We start from the raw sequence: 14,527 nt of genomic DNA, 5'->3' as shown, positions 1-14,527 counted from the left end.
GTTTCGCCTCGAGGGGTCAGCCGAGCGGTGCCGACCAGCGCAGCGTCGTCCCGCCGTCCGCGGTGTCGGCGAGGTTCAGTTCACCGCCGACCTCCTCGGCCCGGCGGCGCAGATTGGCCAGGCCGCTGACGGTGACGTCGGCCGGCATACCGCACCCGTTGTCGACCACCTCGATCCACAGATCGTCCTCGACCTTCACGGTGACCGTCAACGTGGTGGCGCCGGAATGCCGCACGGCGTTGCTCACCGCCTCGCGCACCACGGCCTCTGCGTGATCGGCGAGGGTCGGATTGATCACCGACAGCGGTCCGACGTACTGGACGGTGGTGCGCAGTCCGGGGGTGGAGAACTGCGCGACGGCCTCGTCGAGTCGTTGGCGCAGCCTTGTCGTGCCCGCCTGGGTGTGGTGCAGGTCGAAGATCGCGGTGCGGATCTCCTCGATGACCTCCTGCAGATCGTCGATACAATCCGAAAGACGTTGTTGGACGGCGCCTTCCCGAGCCCGTGGGATTGTGCCCTGCAGGGCCAGTCCGACGGCGAAGAGCCGCTGGATGACGTGGTCGTGGAGGTCGCGGGCGATCCGGTCGCGGTCGGTGAGGATGTCGAGTTCACGCATCCGGCGTTGCGACGAGGCCAGCTGCCAGGCCAGCGTGGCCTGGTCGGCGAACGTCGCGGTCATGTCGAGTTGGTCCGCGGTGAACGGATACGCGCCGTCGGGCCGGACCGCGATCAAGACGCCCGCGACCGTGTCGGTGGCGCGCAGCGGAACCAGCAGCGCGGGCCCGGTCCCGGTGCGCAGACCTATGTCGATGCTCTCGAGTCGCTGGGGGGTGCGGTCGGTAAAGGCCCGCCCGACCGCGGTGCCGGCCAGTGGAATCGTCGCGGCGCTGACAGATTCGGGTAGTTCGCCCGCCGTGGCGGTCACCACCAGCTCGGAAATTTCGGAGGTGGCCGCGTCGACGTCGGACGGTACGGCCACGACCGCGGCGGACGCGCCGGTCAGCGTCACTGCCTCGTTTGCGATCAACCGGAAGACCTTCGCCGGGTCGGCGCCTGAGAGCATCTCGGTGGCGATGTCGCGGGTCGCCGCGATCCAGGACTGCCGGGTCCGCGACTGCGCGTACAGGCGCGCGTTGTCGATCGCGACGCCGGCCGCCGCGGCCAGCGCCTCCACGAGCACCTCGTCGTCCTCGCCGAACGGGCGGCCGTCGGCCTTGTCGCACAGGTACAGGTTGCCGAACACTTCGTCGCGGGTGCGCACGGGAACGCCCAGAAAGGTCCGCATCGGCGGGTGATTCGGCGGGAACCCGACCGAGGCCGGGTGCGATCGGATGTCGTCGAGCCGAATGGGCTTGGGATCGTCGATGAGCACACCGAGCACCCCACGGCCCTCGGGCAGGTGACCGATCAGTTCACGCATCGCGTCGTCGATGCCCTCGTAGACGAACTCCACCAGATGGTGGCCTTCGCCGCGCACGTCCAGCGCACCATAGCGGGCGTCGACGAGGTCGATGGCGGTGCGCACGATGGTGCGCAGGGTCGCGTCCAGGTCCAGCCCGGAGGTGACCACGAGCATGGCGTCGACCAGACCGTCGCGAAGGCGCAGTTGGCGTCCGGTCGGCGCCGCACCCGTCATGTCCCGGTCGGTCACGGTCTCATCGTCGCACCCAACGCAACACCTCGCGTACCGGTCGCCGCGGAGTCGGGGCCGAGACCTCCTCGATCGAGGGCGCGGACCCGACGCGGATCAGCACCTGAGGCATCCCGCCGCGCCCGGTGAGCTCACCGACGATCTCGCGGCCCTGCGCCATCTCGGTGACATGGGTGACCGTGCATGTGGTGAACCCGGCGACGGTGCATTCGAGTAGCACCCGCGAAAGCGCGACACCGCACTCGACGGCCGCCTCGCGGGTATCGCTCGCGGAGGTCAACACCAGGATCTTCGCTTCGTCCTGCGCCGTGGTGGGCCTACGGTCGGCGTGCCCGGAGGGACGGAAGTTGCGGTTGGTCGGCACCCGTTGCCGTTCGGAGTCCGACACCAGCGCGTCCGACGGCACCCCCTCGGAGAGCCGAAACGGCGCTGTCCACCACTGAAGTTCACGGTGGTAGAAGTCGTCGTCGCGGCGCAGCGACTCCACCAGCCTGGCGGCGCCGACCAGCCGGGCGCGAGCGTCCGCATCGAGCACGTCGAGCATCAGATCACCGTCGACCAGGTCGGCCAGTACCTCTTCGAACGACTCCCAGTCGGGTGGGGCGCGAAACGGCAGCCGGTCGGTGCGCCGACGAAGTATCGCGTCGACCCGCTGGCCCGCACCCTGCGGAACACGTTGCAGCGCAGTCAGTCTGATCGACGCGATATGGTCACTGCGCTCGGCGTCGGGAAACAGCTCGACGTCGGTGTCGAAGCCCGCCGCGGCCATCGCGATGCAGAAGTGATGCAGGGCGGCACCGCAGCTGATGAGCGCCTCACGCCCCGCGTCGTCGGCGGAGCGCACGACGCGGTGCGGGTCGGCGAGCAATTCCACTCCCGTGGCGGTGGCAACCCACCGCCACGGCTGGCTGTTGTGCAGGGAGGGGGCCCGGCAGGCCAACTCCACCGCCGTGGTGATCACATCGGTGTCTGTCGGCCCGGTCGTCACGACGTCAACCGCCTTGCACCAGCGCGAGTGTTCCCACCGGGGTGGAGCGCCACGGGCCGGAGCAGATCGCCGTCAGCCGCCCGATCGCGCGTTCGATGCCGCGCGCCAAATCGTTGACGTCGGGCGTTGCGTCGTAGTCGCCGACGATGCCGAACACGAGGTGGTCCGCGTAACTCAGAATCGCGATACCGGTGCGCAACTGAAGTGCCAGGGGCGGCACCGGCAGCAGGCGCACGACCTCGCGGCCCAGCACGTACATGCGTTTGCGGGGGCCTGGCACGTTGGTCGCCAGGGTGACCACGCCGCGCTGCGGTAGGCGGGTCAGTGCCCGAACTGCCCACGCGGTCAACGCGAACGGGATCGCGTTGGCCGCCGAGGTGACGATGTTGCCTGCCTGTCGTTGCCCGCCGGACTTGGCCCTGGTCATTCGGTCGTGCACGGTACGCAACTGTTGGATCGGGTCGGATTTTTCGACCGGCAGATACGGCAGCATCACCGAGACACGGTTGTCGGTGCGGTCCGCGTCGTCGTCGGCGCGGACCGACACCGGCACCAGCGTGCGAAGCGACGTGGGTTGCGGTTGTTCACCGCGTCTCAGCAGCATCGTGCGGAAGCTGTCGGTGATGGCCGCCAGCGCGACGTCGTTGACGGTGACCTCGAACCGCTCACAGATCGCGTCGACATCCTCGCGGGCCACTTCCACGGCGGTGTAGCGCCGCATCGCGGTGACCGGCCCGGTGAGCCAGGAGGCGGCCGGACGCAGCAGCCCACCCGCGATCTCGGCGGCGCCCTGCACCGTGCGCCACGCGGTAACGACCCAGTCCACCGGGTTGAGATTCAGCGCGGGTAACCACCGCCCGGCGCCGGACGCCCGGCCGGTGGCGCCGGGCGCGGCGCCGATCGTGTCGCCGATCCCGTCGTCGCACAGCTTGGCCAGCAGGTGAGTGGCCGCGACGCCGTCGGCGACGCAGTGGTGGATCTTCATCAGGATCGCCCACCGGTTCTGCGGTAGTCCGTCGACGATCCAGCACTCCCACAGTGGGCGGTCGCGGTCCAAGCGGCGTTCCATCACGTCGGCCACCCAGCGGAACAGGGCGTCGTCGTCGCCCGGGCGGGGCAGCGCCGCACGCCGGATGTGGTGGGTGAGATCCAGGTTCGGGTCGTCGACCCATTTCGGCGCGCCCAGGTCCAGCGGTTGGGTGCGCAGCACCTGCCGCAGGCGCGGGATGGCCACGATCCGGTCGGCCAGGCTTTCGACGAGCGTGTCGAAGTCGGGCATCGGTCCGGCGAGCACCGCGACGGCCCCGATGGCCAGGCTCACATGCCGGTCGGAATCCTCTGCGTGAAGGAACCCCGCGTCGAGTACGGACAATTGCTCCATGCTCTGAGGGTCCGCCGGCGCACCGCCCTGACACGAGGGCCGTTGGTCACCGGTGCGGGGGACTTTAGGAGCGGTCGTGAAATGCGCCCAGCCCGAGCCAGACGACGGTACCCGCGGCCGCGGCGGCCAGCACCGCCGGCGCCGCACTGACCGTGGCGACGGCCACGATCACGAGCACGATGAAAGCGACCGCGAGGGCAAGCAGCTTGTACACCGGCCAGGGCACCCCGGCGATGCGCACTTCGTCCCGCACAGTCATGGGTTCAGCATAACTCGCAACTTAAGTTTCGGCCAGCCGAAACTCTGCGTGAGGGGTGCGGACTTTTGAGCGCCGACCCGCCGCACCTAAGCTGGTCACATGGCGTTATCTGGAGAGTATGAGCCGAGCCCGTGGGACTGGGTACGCGAACACGCCGACAAGATCATGGCGGCCGGAAGCACCGAGGGCGTCGACATGAAGGGCAAACCGATCGTGCTGTTGACCACCGTCGGGGCCAAGACCGGAAAGCTCCGCAAGACCCCGCTGATGCGGGTCGAACACGACGGAGAGTACGCGGTCGTCGCGTCGTTGGGCGGAGCGCCCAAGAACCCGGTCTGGTACCACAACATCGTGGCGAACCCGCAGGTCGAACTGCAGGACGGCGCGGTCACCAAGGAGTACCGAGCGCGTGAGGCGGTCGGTGACGAGAGGGCGCTGTGGTGGCAGCGCGCGGTGGCCGCCTGGCCCGACTACGCCGACTACCAGAACAAGACCGACCGTCGGATTCCGGTCTTCGTGCTGACCCCGATTAGCCGATAAGCGCAGGTTGGTGGCACCATTGATCGGTGTCCGTTGAACTGAGCCCGACCACTCGCACGTCGCCGCTTTCCGCGGCCGACATCGACGAGGCCGCTCAGCGAATTTCCGGCGTGGTGCTGCGCAGTCCGCTGCAGTTCAGCGAGCGGTTGTCGGAGGCCACCGGCGCCACCGTCTACCTCAAGCGCGAGGACCAGCAACCCGTCCGATCCTACAAACTGCGCGGCGCGCACAACCTGCTGATGCAACTCGGTCCCGACGAGATCGCCGCCGGTGTGGTGTGTTCGTCGGCGGGCAACCACGCGCAGGGCTTCGCGATGGCATGCCGGTCGATGGGTATCCACGGTCGGGTGTACATCCCGGCCAAGACGCCGAAGCAGAAGCGCGACCGCATTCGGTACCACGGTCGGGAGTTCATCGAGCTGATCGCGGTCGGCAAGACCTACGACGAGGCCGCGGCCGCGGCGCTCGAAGACGTGGCCCGAACGGGTGCGACGTTCGTGCCGCCCTACGACGATCCGCGCACCATGGCAGGCCAGGGCACGATCGCCGCGGAGATCCTCGACCAACTCGAGGAGGAGCCCGACATGGTGATCGTGCCGGTCGGCGGGGGTGGATGCATCGCCGGGATCACCACGTATCTGGCCGAACGGACGTCGAACACCTCGGTGCTGGGGGTGGAACCTGCGGGCGCGGCGGCGATGATCGCCGCGCTGGCCGCCGGGGAGCCGGTGACCCTCGACGAGGTCGACCAGTTCGTCGACGGGGCGGCGGTGAACCGGGCCGGAACACTGACGTATGCCGCGCTGGCGGCCGCCGGTGACATGGTGTCGATGACCACCGTCGACGAGGGCGCGGTGTGTACCGCGATGCTCGACCTGTACCAGAACGAGGGCATCATCGCCGAACCCGCAGGCGCCCTGTCGGTGGCGGCCTTGATGGAAGCCGGCATCGAGCCGGAATCGACTGTGGTGTGCCTGATCTCGGGCGGTAACAACGACGTCTCCCGGTACAACGAGGTGGTCGAGCGCTCACTGGTCCACCTGGGGCTCAAGCACTACTTCCTGGTCGACTTCCCGCAGGAGCCCGGCGCGCTGCGGCGCTTCCTCGACACGGTGCTCGGCCCCAACGACGACATCACGTTGTTCGAGTACGTCAAGCGCAACAACCGCGAAACCGGGGAGGCCCTGGTGGGCATCGAACTCGGTTCGGCCGCCGACCTCGAGGGCCTGCTGGAGCGGATGAAGGCTTCCGACATCCACGTCGAGACCCTGGAGCCGGGCTCGCCGGCGTACCGCTACCTACTCTGAGCGCGGACTATCGCGAACGAATGCCCTTCCAGCACAGTGGAATCGGCCTGGAGCGTGGGTTCGCCCCAGGCCACCACCACGTTGCCTGCGACTGGGACCGCGACGGCTTCGGCGCCGAGGTTGCATGCGACGGCCACCGCGCCGCGATGCATGACAAGCCATCTGGCTTCCTCGTCGAAGTCGATTCTGAGATTGTCCAGCCAGGGGTCGGCAAGGTCGGGCTCGCTGTGTCGCAACGCGATCAGCTTCTCGTAGGTGCGGCGTAACCGGGCGTGATCGCCGTCGTCGACCTCGTCCCAGTTCAACTTCGAACGCTCGAAGGTGGCCGGGTCCTGCGGATCGGGGATCTCGTCGGCGTCCCAACCGTGCTCGGCGAACTCTCGTTTGCGTCCCTCGGCGGTCGCCCTGGCCAGTTCCGGCTCCGGATGCGAGCTGAAGAACTGAAACGGCGACGACGAACCCCACTCTTCGCCCATGAAAAGCATTGCGGTGTACGGTGACCCGAGTACCAGTGCGGCCTTGACCGCCAACTGGCCGAAGGTCAGGTTCTGCGACGGCCGGTCGCCGACGGCACGGTTGCCCACCTGATCGTGGGTCAGCGTGTAGGCCAGTAGCCGCGACGCGGGAATGGTCGAGGTGTCCAATGGACGGCCGTGACGTCGGTGCCGGAACGACGAGTAGGTGCCGGCATGGTAGTAGCCGTGCCTCAGCGTCTGCGCGAGGGCTTGGATGGACCCGAAATCGGCGTAATAGCCCTGGCGCTCACCGGAGACCGCGGAATGGATGGCGTGGTGGATGTCGTCGTCCCACTGAGCAGTCATCCCGTAGCCACCGCGCTCACGCGGGGTGATCAGCCGTGGATCGTTGAGGTCGCTCTCGGCGATCAGCGCCAGCGGTCTGCCCAGTTCTTCGGCGAGCGCGTCGGTTTCGGCCGACAGCTCCTCGAGGATGTGGATGGCGGTGGTGTCGACGAGTGCGTGCACGGCATCTAGGCGCAGACCGTCGGCGTGGAAATCGCGCATCCAGCGCAGCGCACAGTCGATGATGTGGCGGCGCACCTCGTCGGCGTCGGCATCAGCGATGTTGATCGACTCGCCCCACGGATTGCTGCCCGAGGACAGATAGGGCCCGAATCGCGGCAGGTAGTTTCCGGACGGGCCGAGGTGGTTGAAAACCGCATCGATCAGCACACCGAGCTTCCGGCGGTGACACGCGTCGATGAACCTGACCAGACCGTCGGGCCCGCCGTAGGGCTCGTGCACCGCGTACCACAACACCCCGTCGTAGCCCCAGCCGTGGGTGCCGCCGAACGCGTTGACCGGCATCAACTCGACGAAGTCGACTCCGAGATCGACCAGGTAGTCCAGCTTCTCGATCGCCGCGTCGAAGGTGCCGGCCGCCGTGAACGTCCCGACATGCAGCTCGTAGATCACCCGACCGTCGATCGACCGGCCCGCCCAGTCGGTGTCGGTCCAGGCCGCCGGGTCGAGGCGCCACAGCGCAGAACGTCCGTGCACACCGTCGGGTTGGCGAGCCGAGCGGGGGTCGGGCAGCACGGTGGGGTCGTCGTCGAGGACGAAGCCGTAGCGGGCATCGGATCGGGCATCGACATCGGCGCGCCACCACCCGTTTTCGTCGCGGGTCATCTCGTGTAGCGCGCCGTCTACGTCGACCTGGACCCGCTCGGGAACGGGCGCCCATACCGCGAACTCAGGCATCGGCGCGCTCCAGCAAGGCGACGGGCATGTCGGCGAACAACTCCCCGGCCGGCACGGTGCCGCGCAACGTGGTGCCGCCGATGCGGTCGACCCACGTGCCGTCGGGCAGTGTCAGGCTGGTGTCGCCCCACCCGGTCTCGGACAGCGTCACGGTGTGCCGGGTCACCGCGGTCAGCACGTCGTCGCCACGCAGGAACGCCACCAGATGCCCGGCGGCCGACCCGTCGGCCAGCACTGGCGTGTAGTGTCCCGCGGTGAAGCAGTCCGGCCGGTTCCGGCGCAGCCGCAGCGCGGCAGCCACCACCCGAACCTTGGGATGGCGCAGCGTCTTCAGCGCCTCTCGGCGCACGCCGTAGTCGACCGCACGCCGGTTGTCCGGGTCGACCAGGCTGTCCTCGAACAGTTCGGTGCCTTGGTAGATGTCGGGCACACCCGGAGCGGTCAGGGCGATCAACTTCTGGCCGAGCGAGTCGCTGCGTGCGTGCAGGTCCAACCGGGCCACTAGCGACGTCATCTCCGCGCCGACCGGCCCGTCGAACACCGCGTCGAGCCACGTGTGCACCGCGGTCTCGAAGTCGTCGTCGGGATCGTGCCAGCAGGTGTGGACAGCGGCTTCGCGCATCGCCTTCTCGGAGTAGTCATGTATGCGCTGTCGCAGAGCGTCGGTGACCTCGCCGTCGGCGGGCCATACGCCGAAAAGGTTCTGCCACAGAAAGAGTCCGGTGCGCGCGTCGGGAGGTGGTGTGCGCAGCGTCCACTTGCCGACCAGTTGCGCCCACAACGACGGCACCTGGGAGAGCACCCCGATTCGGGCCCGGACATCCTCGCCGCGCTTGGTGTCGTGGGTGGTCAGGCCGACCATCGCGGCCGGCCACAGCTGTGCGCGCACCGCGGCCCTCTGATGGAACTCCGCGAGGCTGACCCCGAAGTGGCGCGGTTCGCAACCGACCTCGTTGAGCGACACCAACCGTGCGTCGCGGTAGAACAGGCAGTCCTCCATCGACTTCGCGGTCGCCGCCCCGCACAACTGTTGTAGCCGGACCCCGGCTTCGGGACTCACCGCGAGCGCCGTGGCGATGAGGACCAGCGGCGCGGCCAGATCCGGTACGGCGGACGCGGTTTCGGCGAACGCCGCGGGCAGCACCGCAGACAGCGACCGGTAGTCGGATCGGTAGACGCCGACGCGGCTGAGCAGGGCGGCGATCGCGGCGGGCAGATCGTCGTGATCTGTGCCGGTGGCGCCGGCGATGGCGCGTCGCAACCGGGCCGACTCGCTGGCCAACGTCTCGGCAACGGCCTCGGCCTTGAGGATTCGCGCGAGATCCGGCATCGAGCTGTACGGCACTCCGGTGGAGTCGAACAGGTCGGTCAACGCCTGCTCGCCGGTGGGATCGACGAAGACGCCGCCGATTTCGCGCAGCGCGTCGTAGCCGGTGGTGCCCGCCACGGGCAGCGAGGGATCCAACGGTTCGTCGACGGCGAGGATCTTCTCCACCACGATCCAGGCGTCCGGGCCGACGAGTTCGCGCAGCCAGGTCAGATAGCCCGCGGGGTCCGACAAGCCGTCGGGATGGTCGATGCGCACGCCGTCGACGAGGCCTTCGGTGAACCAGCGTTTGACCTCGTCGTGGGTGGCGTCGAACACGGTGCGGTCCTCCTGGCGCAGCCCGGCCAGCGAGGTGATCGAGAAGAACCGGCGATATCCGCAGACGCCCGCCAGTGCCCCCGTCGCTTCGCTCGCCCCGGCACGCCACCCGACGAGGCGGTAGTGCTGCCGGTCGTGCACCTGGGCGCCCGTGCCGTCACCGGTTCCCGGCGCGATCGGGTAGCACAGGTCGCCCAACCGCAACACCGGGTCATCGGAGGAGTCGTCGACGACGAGAGCGGCGATGTCGTCGTCGGAACCCAACACCGGCAACACGATTCGGCCCTCGTCGAGATCCCAGTCGATATCGAAATAGGAACTGTAGGGGGAGTCCCTGCCGTGCTTGAGGACGTCCCACCACCACGGATTCTGTTCGGGCCGCTCCACACCGACGTGATTGGGCACGATATCAACGATCAGGCCCATACCGCGGGCGCGGGCCGCCTCCGACAACCGCGCCAGGCCCGCGGGCCCGCCCAGTGCCGCCGAGACGGTGGTGGGGTCGGTGACGTCGTAGCCGTGCGTCGAGCCCTGGGCGGCGGTCAGGATCGGCGACAGGTACAGGTGTGACACCCCGAGATCGGCGAGGTAGTCGACCTGGCGCTCGGCATCCGCGAAGGTGAAGCAGTCACCGCGCAGCTGCAGCCGGTAGGTCGAAAGGACTTGAGACGCCATGGTTCAGGCAGTCTTACGCAGGACCAGAAGCGACCGCGCCTGCAGCGACACCTTCTCGCCCGCGTCGACCACCAGGTCGGCCGCGCCGGTGGGGTCGGCGGTGTCCAGGGCCGCGGTCCACTGCGTGGCATAGCCACCGGCGGGCGCGACGAAGTCCTGCGGTTGGTCGTGGGCGTTGAAACACAACAGGAACGAATCGTCGATGACGCGTTCACCGCGTGCGTTGGGCGCGGAGATGGCCTCGCCGTTGAGGAACACCGCCACGCACTTGCCGAGGCCGGTGTTCCAGTCCTCCAGCGTCATCTCCTCGCCGGCCGGGGTCAGCCACGCGATATCGCGCACCTGGTCGCCGGTTCGGATCGGCTTGCCTTCGAAGAACCGTCTCCTGCGGAACACCGGGTGATCACTGCGAAGCTGCGTGGCCCTTCTGCTGAAGGCCAGCAGGTCGGCGTTGGTCTCGCACAGCGACCAGTCCATCCAGGAGATCTCGGAGTCCTGGCAGTACACGTTGTTGTTGCCGTGCTGGGTGCGGCCGATCTCGTCGCCGTGGCTGATCATCGGCGTGCCCTGCGAGAGCATCAGCGTGCCCATGATGTTGCGCATCTGCTTGGCGCGCAGCGCCAGGATCTCCTGGTCGTCGGTCGGACCCTCGACACCACAGTTCCACGACCGGTTGTGGCTCTCGCCGTCGCGGTTGTCCTCGCCGTTGGCCTCATTGTGCTTTTCGTTGTAGGACACCAGATCATTGAGGGTGAAGCCGTCGTGGCAGGTGACGAAGTTGATGCTGGCCGACGGCCGCCGGCCGGTCGCTTCGTAGAGGTCGGAGGATCCGGTCAGTCGGGAGGCGAACTCGCCGAGGGTCGCGGGCTCGCCCCGCCAGTAGTCACGCACAGTGTCGCGATATTTCCCGTTCCACTCGGTCCACAAACCTGGAAAGTTGCCGACCTGGTAGCCGCCCTCACCGATGTCCCACGGTTCGGCGATCAGCTTGACCTGGCTGACCACCGGGTCCTGTTGCACCAGATCGAAGAACGCACTCAACCGGTCCACGTCGTAGAACTCCCGGGCCAGCGTCGCGGCGAGGTCGAAGCGGAAACCGTCGACGTGCATCTCCAGCACCCAGTAACGCAGCGAGTCCATGATCAGCTGCAGCGTGTGCGGGTGACGGGCGTTGAGGCTGTTGCCGGTGCCGGTGAAGTCCTTGTAGTAACGCTTGTCCTCGTCGAGCAGGCGGTAGTAGGCGGCGTTGTCGATGCCGCGGAAGTTCAGGGTGGGGCCGAGGTGGTTACCTTCGGCGGTGTGGTTGTAGACCACGTCGAGGATGACCTCGATGCCGGCCTCGTGAAACGACCGGACCATGTTTTTGAACTCGGCGACCGCGCCGCCGGCGTGGGTGGCCGCGGCGTACTCGTGGTGCGGCGCGAAGAAGCCGAAGGTGTTGTAGCCCCAGTAATTCCGCAGTCCCAGGTCGAGGAGCCGGTGGTCGTGCAGGAACTGATGCACCGGCATGAGTTCGATGGCGGTCACATTCAGCGACTTGAGGTGGTCGATGATCACCGGATGGCACAGCCCGGCGTAGGTGCCCCGCAGTTCCTCGGGAATGGCCGGATGGGTCTGGGTCATGCCCTTGACGTGGGCTTCGTAGATCACGGTCTCGTGATAGGGGTTGCGCGGCGGGCGATCCGAACCCCACTGGAAGAACGGGTTGATCACCACGCTGGTCATGGTGTGGCCCAACGAGTCCACTCGGGGCGGTTCGCCGCCGGACGCCGGGTCGTCGGCCTGCAGGTCGTAGGAGTACAGCGCCTGGCCGAAGCGGAAGTCGCCGTGGAAGGACTTGCCGTAGGGGTCCAGCAGCAGCTTGCTGGAGTCGCAGCGGTGCCCCTCGGCCGGTTCCCACGGCCCGTGCACCCGGTACCCGTAGCGCTGCCCCGGCGAGATCGCGGGCAGATAGCAGTGCCAGACGTAGCCGTCGACCTCGTCGAGGTCGATCCGTTGCTCGCCGCCGTCGGTGTCGATCAGGCACAGTTCGACCTTCTCGGCGATCTCGGAGAACAACGAGAAGTTGGTACCCGCGCCGTCGTAGGTGGCACCGAGGGGATAGGGCTCGCCCGGCCAAACGGTGGGGACTTCACGTTGGGCGGGGCCGTGCTCGGCCGACGACATCAGTCAATCCACCAGCCGGTGGCGGCGGCGATCTGACGTCCGAGTTCGGTCGTCATGGTGCGCATGTAGGTGGTCGAGATGTGGTGAGCGTCGTGGTACAGCAACACGTTTCCCTCCACCGCCCGGCAGATGTCCGCACGGCATACCGCCTCGGTCATGTCGAGGGGCTTGAGCAGTGGGAAGCGCTTGACGAAGTCGAGCGTGGGGTTGCGCGCGGAGAGCACGTCGGAGCGTTTGACTCCGCAGGACACGGCGTTGCCACCCTCGGCGATGCAGTCGGCCGGGAAGTACGGTTCGCCGTCGCGCACCAGCCACGGCGTGTCACGCATCGCCAGAATCGGAATGTCGTTGTCGGACAACTTCTCCCAGATGCCAATGTAGTTCGCCGGCATCACATCGCCTGGCTTGATGTTCCAGGGCCGGGTGGAGGTGGTGAACACGTAGTCGGGCCGGTCCTCGATCAGCCGGTCCATCACCAGCTTGTTCCACTCGCGACACTTCGGATACGGGCGGTTGTCGCCCATCACCCGGGGAAGTTTCTCGGTGGTCAGTGGGCAGCCCATCTTCAGATAGGTGACCACCTTGAAGTCGTGGGCGCGGCCGAGCAGGTCCAGCGCGGTGATCCAGTGCTCGGCATGCGAACCGCCCGCCAGCGCGATGGTGCGCTGCGAGGACTCGTTGCCGTAGGTGCAGTTGATGATGTCGACGTTGTCGAAGGTGCTGATGCAGCCGTCGTGGGTGGTCTGCGGCAGGTCCTTCTTGGCCTCCAGCACGGTCGGGCGCATCGGCAGCTTCGGCACCCTGGCCTTTTCGACGAGCGCACGGGCGCCCGGATAGTCGTGGCTGGACAGGCCCGCCAATTCGTTGCCGTTCGCGCGCTCGACGGTGACGTGCTCACGCCAGGTGAACGACGTCGCTGTCAACGCCACACCCAGCAGCGCGACCGTCGAGCCCAAGGCGATGGTGGGCCTGCGCAGCCTGACGCGCAGCGGCACGGTGGGCGCGATCGACGCGGCGGTGGCCGGGCTGCGGTAGCGCAGCGGGTTCTCTACGTATCTGGTGGTGAGCCAGGCCAGCACCCCGGACACCAGCAGAATGGCGGCGCCCTCGAGGAAGCCTGCGCGCGAATGCCCGGTGTAGGACAGCCAGAAGATCAGCAGCGGCCAGTGCCACAGATACAGCGAATAGGCCATGGCGCCGAGCGAGATGAACGGGGCGGTGGCCAGCAGCCGGTTCGGCGCGGGCAGCGGGCGCCCGGCCATGTGCGGGTCGCCGACCCGGTTGGCCGCCGACAGGATGAACAGGATCGTCGCGCCCACCGGGACCAGGGCCCACGGGCCCGGGAACTCGTGCACGCCGTCGATCAGCGCGCCGCAGCCGAGGATCGCGGCCAGCGCGGCCACCGCGACCGTGGTGCGCAACCACATCGGCCAGCGCACGTAGGGCACCAGCGCGCCGATCAGTGCGCCCAGCAGCAACTCCCAGGCGCGCGCGAAGCTGTTGTAGTAGGCGGTGGCCTGATCGGCGTTGTGGGCGTGGATGGCGTAGCTGAACGAGGCGATCGTCAGCGCGCTGAGCAGCACGATGAACGCCACCCGCAGATGTGAGCGCAGGAACCGGCGAAACAGGTAGGCGAACCCGAAGATCAGCGCCAAGAACGCCAGGTAGAACTGCCCCTGCACCGACATCGACCAGATGTGTTGCAGCGGGCTGACAGCCTCGCCGGCGCGCAGGTAGTCCGACGCGGTGCTCGCCAGCTCCCAGTTCTGGAAGTAGCCCAGGCTCGCCAGGCTCTGGTTGGCGAACGTCTCCCACCGGGTCTGCGGCTGAATCAGGATCGTCAGCACCGCGGCGCCGGCGAGCACCACCACCAGCGCGGGCAGCAGGCGGCGGACCAGGCGGGTGATTTCGGGCACCGGTGACAGCGACGCGCCCGGGGTCAGCGCGCTGCGCAGCAGGCGCCCGCCGAAAAAGAACCCCGACAGCGCCAAAAAGACGTCGACGCCGCCCGAAACCCGGCCGAACCACACGTGGAACAGCGCGACCAGGGCGATCGCCACACCGCGCAATCCGTCCAGGTCGTGGCGGTAGGCGCCCGTCGCGCGCGCACCCGCCGACGCCTTCGCGGCGCCTGAGACGGGTTGCGGCACGGTGTGAGACGCCGACCGGGGAGAAGCCTGGGGCAACATGACGCCCG

10 protein-coding genes are annotated in these 14,527 nt (G+C 68.0%); 2 read left to right on the top strand and 8 right to left on the bottom strand.

The features are described from left to right. Positions 1–16 precede the first annotated feature (16 nt). From ABQE89_RS10725 to ABQE89_RS10710, 4 genes are all read right to left on the bottom strand, one after another. Positions 17–1,636 carry a sensor histidine kinase gene (locus tag ABQE89_RS10725; protein ID WP_448416385.1) on the bottom strand — a complete coding sequence of 540 codons (1,620 nt, stop codon included), beginning with the start codon at positions 1,634–1,636 and terminating at the stop codon, positions 17–19. A 19-nt stretch (positions 1,637–1,655) separates the two neighbouring features. After that, a complete protein-coding gene (locus ABQE89_RS10720) occupies positions 1,656–2,639 on the bottom strand; it encodes an Acg family FMN-binding oxidoreductase (protein WP_448416304.1) in 984 nt (327 codons plus the stop codon). A gap of 4 nt (positions 2,640–2,643) precedes the next feature. Then, complete coding sequence (locus tag ABQE89_RS10715) at positions 2,644–4,020, bottom strand: WS/DGAT/MGAT family O-acyltransferase (protein ID WP_448416303.1); 1,377 nt, start codon at positions 4,018–4,020, stop codon at positions 2,644–2,646. A gap of 64 nt (positions 4,021–4,084) precedes the next feature. Beyond that, positions 4,085–4,279, bottom strand: coding sequence for a hypothetical protein (locus ABQE89_RS10710; protein WP_448416302.1), 195 nt, complete (start codon positions 4,277–4,279; stop codon positions 4,085–4,087). Positions 4,280–4,378: 99 nt separating this feature from the next. Between ABQE89_RS10710 and ABQE89_RS10705 the strand changes: the two genes are divergently transcribed. Both ABQE89_RS10705 and ilvA read left to right on the top strand, forming a co-directional pair. After that, positions 4,379–4,819, top strand: a complete 441-nt coding sequence (locus tag ABQE89_RS10705) for a nitroreductase family deazaflavin-dependent oxidoreductase (protein WP_448416301.1) — start codon at positions 4,379–4,381, stop codon at positions 4,817–4,819. A 26-nt stretch (positions 4,820–4,845) separates the two neighbouring features. Beyond that, a complete protein-coding gene (gene ilvA, locus ABQE89_RS10700) occupies positions 4,846–6,126 on the top strand; it encodes a threonine ammonia-lyase IlvA (RefSeq protein ID WP_448416300.1) in 1,281 nt (426 codons plus the stop codon). Here the strand turns inward: ilvA and treZ are convergent. From treZ to ABQE89_RS10680, 4 genes are read right to left on the bottom strand one after another with little or no spacing between them, the layout of a single operon-like run. After that, a complete protein-coding gene (treZ, locus tag ABQE89_RS10695) occupies positions 6,114–7,844 on the bottom strand; it encodes a malto-oligosyltrehalose trehalohydrolase (RefSeq protein WP_448416299.1) in 1,731 nt (576 codons plus the stop codon). The two genes, ilvA and treZ, sit on opposite strands and share 13 nt — an antisense overlap. After that, the gene (gene treY / locus ABQE89_RS10690; protein ID WP_448416298.1) at positions 7,837–10,164 is read right to left on the bottom strand and encodes a malto-oligosyltrehalose synthase; all 2,328 of its coding nucleotides are present in this window, start codon (positions 10,162–10,164) and stop codon (positions 7,837–7,839) included. The genes treZ and treY overlap by 8 nt, the downstream gene beginning before the upstream one ends. Positions 10,165–10,167: 3 nt before the next feature. Then, the gene (glgX, locus tag ABQE89_RS10685) at positions 10,168–12,330 is read right to left on the bottom strand and encodes a glycogen debranching protein GlgX (protein ID WP_448416297.1); all 2,163 of its coding nucleotides are present in this window, start codon (positions 12,328–12,330) and stop codon (positions 10,168–10,170) included. After that, positions 12,330–14,519 carry an acetyltransferase SucT gene (locus ABQE89_RS10680; RefSeq protein ID WP_448416296.1) on the bottom strand — a complete coding sequence of 730 codons (2,190 nt, stop codon included), beginning with the start codon at positions 14,517–14,519 and terminating at the stop codon, positions 12,330–12,332. The genes glgX and ABQE89_RS10680 overlap by 1 nt, the downstream gene beginning before the upstream one ends. Positions 14,520–14,527 lie beyond the last annotated feature (8 nt).

The organism is Mycolicibacterium sp. XJ1819 (genome assembly GCF_053483675.1).
This window is presented reverse-complemented; position numbering and strand designations above follow the sequence as displayed.

What these genes read in the sequence shown, in the direction of transcription:
- ABQE89_RS10710 (WP_448416302.1), bottom strand. Translation starts at nt 4,279, where the DNA reads ATGACTGTGCGGGACGAAGTGCGCATCGCCGGGGTGCCCTGGCCGGTG.
- glgX (WP_448416297.1), bottom strand. Translation starts at nt 12,330, where the DNA reads ATGTCGTCGGCCGAGCACGGCCCCGCCCAACGTGAAGTCCCCACCGTT.
- ABQE89_RS10715 (WP_448416303.1), bottom strand. Translation starts at nt 4,020, where the DNA reads ATGGAGCAATTGTCCGTACTCGACGCGGGGTTCCTTCACGCAGAGGAT.
- treY (WP_448416298.1), bottom strand. Translation starts at nt 10,164, where the DNA reads ATGGCGTCTCAAGTCCTTTCGACCTACCGGCTGCAGCTGCGCGGTGAC.
- ABQE89_RS10705 (WP_448416301.1), top strand. Translation starts at nt 4,379, where the DNA reads ATGGCGTTATCTGGAGAGTATGAGCCGAGCCCGTGGGACTGGGTACGC.
- ABQE89_RS10680 (WP_448416296.1), bottom strand. Translation starts at nt 14,519, where the DNA reads ATGTTGCCCCAGGCTTCTCCCCGGTCGGCGTCTCACACCGTGCCGCAA.
- treZ (WP_448416299.1), bottom strand. Translation starts at nt 7,844, where the DNA reads ATGCCTGAGTTCGCGGTATGGGCGCCCGTTCCCGAGCGGGTCCAGGTC.
- ABQE89_RS10725 (WP_448416385.1), bottom strand. Translation starts at nt 1,636, where the DNA reads ATGACGGGTGCGGCGCCGACCGGACGCCAACTGCGCCTTCGCGACGGT.